A 2,299-nucleotide genomic window follows, 5' to 3' on the forward strand; every position below is an offset into this window, starting at 1 on the left:
GTGAAAAGACGCGTCATTCTTTTATTGAGTCTCTTCTATGGTCACTCATTACTGTGTCAATTGAATCTCTTTTGATTGTCCACCTGCCCAGCCAAAGCCAGACGAGACTTCAAGCATCGGATTTTTCACCTGTTTCGGTAATTCGAAGACGATGTTGCCAGTTTTCTTGATATTCGGGTTGATCGTCTCTAAGAAGAAGCCCATTCCGTCTTCATTCGCATAAAGATCAAGCTCCGTATCGGCTGAGTATTCCGTATCGCCGACGTTAACTTTAAACATGTTGCTGTCGACGAAGCGCTCTTCCTTATCTCCGTTTAGAATCGTCAGACCGATGACCAAGAATTGTCCTGATGTCTTCTTCTCGCCAAGGACATTCGATAGCGTATCGACCATCTTGACGTCATTGACGACGTACGTCAGTTTACCGACTTTCACCTTATCATTAATCCCGTACGTTTTCTTGACCGGCTTTGCGGCTGCCTTTGCTTTCACTGGTTTTGCTTCTGATTGAACTGCTTCTTGTTGAACTTCTACTTTTTTCTCCGGTGCTGCTTGTTCTTCATCATCCCCTAAATTTCCGAGAATAACTGCTCCGATTACGATGATTCCTGCCCACTTCAATCCTTTTTTCATGTTACTTCCTCCTTTTAATTTGGCTGACTCACGTCTGATAGCTCTAGTATAGGAAGAAGCAACCCTTTAACCTTCACACTTTTTTAACCAGGTTATTTTTTGTTTTAGGTATGAAAAATAGATTGACAGGACACAAAAAAGAACGCTGATTTCAGCGCTCTTTTCTCCTTATTCTCCTTTGACCCGGATGACGATTTTTCCTTTCGCATGCCCTTCTTCGCCATAATCGTGTGCTTCCTTGATCTGGTCGAGATCAAAGATTCGATCGACGACAGGCTGCAATTCGCCTCGCTCGACGGCTTTAGCGATATGTTGCAAACGCTCACCGGTCGGTTGCATGAAGACATAGGCCGAACGGGCATTGTGTTGTTTCGCTTGCTCTTCATCGGGTGGTGTGGAAATCGAAACAAGCATGCCATTTGGTTTCAGCATCTGATAGAGCTCCCCTTGCTTGTCTCCGCCCATCGTATCGAATACAAAATCGACGTCCCGGACACGGTCGGCTGGATTTTCTTGTTTGTAGTCGATGACTTCGTCGGCTCCAAGCGATTTTACCCAGTCGACATTTTTCGTACTTGTTGACGTGATGACGTACAACCCGTTCGCTTTCGCAAGTTGGATCGCAACCGTTCCGACGCCCCCTGATCCGGCACCAATAAAGATCCGATCACCTGGCTTCGCATCCATCACTTCGAACATGACCTGCCACGCTGTATGCGAGACGAGCGGAAGGGACGCTGCTTCTGCGAAACTGAGCGATTCTGGTTTTTTCACAACTAAATGCGCATCAACTGCGACATACTCCGCATAGGTCCCTTGACGAGCGATTTCTGGACGACTGAAGACGGCGTCCCCGACTTGAAGATCCGAGACGTTTTCTCCGACTTCCTGAATCACTCCTGCAACGTCCCAACCGATAACGAGCGGCATTTCGTAGCTCAGCATCTGACGCAAGTACCCCTCTCGTAACTTCCAGTCGACCGGATTTACGCTCGCGGCATAGACTTCAATTAAAACATCATCTGGTCCGATGACCGGCTTTTCCAGTTCTCCGATCTTAAATTGTTCCGATCCACCATACTGTTCAATGTAAGCTGCTTTCATCCGTTGACTCCTCCTTCGATAATCATTCCCTATCTTCTTCCCCGTCCGTTCCACCAACAAACAGTCTGAGGATAGACAACAGCTCCTCACTGATCAATGAGGAGCTGTTTCGTTAACGATTCGTTTGCTGAAGGGTGGACGCCGTCTCGTTCAAGGCATGAATCGCCTGTTGCAGTTCCATGATCTGTCCGACTTGATGACGTGTCAGACCTGATAATGACTCACTTTGCGCGAGCAAGGCATTCATGAACGTGTCGAGTTGACTGGTTGCTGTCGTGATAGCAGTAAGACTACTTGTCATCGTCGCGAACTGAGTCTGCGCCGACTGGATCGAACCAACGACTTCCGTTGTATCCGTCTCAATCGTCTGTAGCGCCAATTGACTCTCTGCCATCCGTTCTTCTTGTTCACGTAGCAGTGTTGTGCTCGCATGAATCGAGTTTCCGGTTTGCGTAACGTCCTGCTCAACACGTTCGATGATCGAATTGATTTCCTTCGACGCTTCTGCCGTCTGTGATGATAGATTACGAATTTCTTGCGCAACGACCGTAAAACCTTTTCG

The 2,299-nt window shown here is 47.5% G+C and carries 3 protein-coding genes; all 3 read right to left on the minus strand.

The features are described from left to right. Nucleotides 1-48: 48 nt before the first annotated feature. The gene (locus B4F99_RS09320; protein ID WP_290757230.1) at nucleotides 49-633 is read right to left on the minus strand and encodes a DUF4352 domain-containing protein; all 585 of its coding nucleotides are present in this window, start codon (nucleotides 631-633) and stop codon (nucleotides 49-51) included. A 168-nt stretch (nucleotides 634-801) separates the two neighbouring features. After that, nucleotides 802-1,737 carry an NADP-dependent oxidoreductase gene (locus B4F99_RS09325; protein ID WP_214856188.1) on the minus strand — a complete coding sequence of 312 codons (936 nt, stop codon included), beginning with the start codon at nucleotides 1,735-1,737 and terminating at the stop codon, nucleotides 802-804. A gap of 112 nt (nucleotides 1,738-1,849) precedes the next feature. After that, nucleotides 1,850-2,299, minus strand: a 450-nt coding sequence (locus tag B4F99_RS09330) for a methyl-accepting chemotaxis protein (protein WP_290757235.1), incomplete at its 5' end; no start/stop codon positions are given.

The sequence above is a fragment of the Exiguobacterium sp. UBA3491 genome, assembly GCF_002377745.1.
Taxonomy (GTDB): Bacteria; Bacillota; Bacilli; order Exiguobacteriales; family Exiguobacteriaceae; genus Exiguobacterium_A.

Bases quoted from the DNA above. Each gene is read 5' to 3' on its own strand.
- B4F99_RS09320 (WP_290757230.1), bottom strand. From the start codon at position 633: ATGAAAAAAGGATTGAAGTGGGCAGGAATCATCGTAATCGGAGCAGTT.
- B4F99_RS09325 (WP_214856188.1), bottom strand. From the start codon at position 1,737: ATGAAAGCAGCTTACATTGAACAGTATGGTGGATCGGAACAATTTAAG.